Raw genomic sequence first — 211 nt, 5'->3', positions numbered from 1 at the left:
AGGTGACTGCCGGTGACAAACCGGAGGAAGGTGGGGATGACGTCAAATCATCATGCCCCTTATGACCTGGGCTACACACGTGCTACAATGGACGGTACAAAGAGCTGCAAGCCCGCGAGGTGGAGCTAATCTCATAAAACCGTTCTCAGTTCGGATTGTAGGCTGCAACTCGCCTACATGAAGCTGGAATCGCTAGTAATCGCGGATCAGC

Annotated in this window: 1 rRNA gene; it reads left to right on the top strand. The window is 53.1% G+C overall.

Annotation, left to right across the window (positions count from 1 at the left end):
- Positions 1-211, top strand: a 16S ribosomal RNA gene (locus tag MR167_RS32750); the annotation flags it as partial.

It is taken from the genome of Bacillus cereus group sp. BfR-BA-01355 (genome assembly GCF_022663675.1).
Classification (GTDB): Bacteria; Bacillota; Bacilli; order Bacillales; family Bacillaceae_G; genus Bacillus_A; species Bacillus_A thuringiensis_S.
Note: the sequence above shows the minus strand (reverse complement) of the source record. Positions and strands in the feature narration are given on the sequence as shown.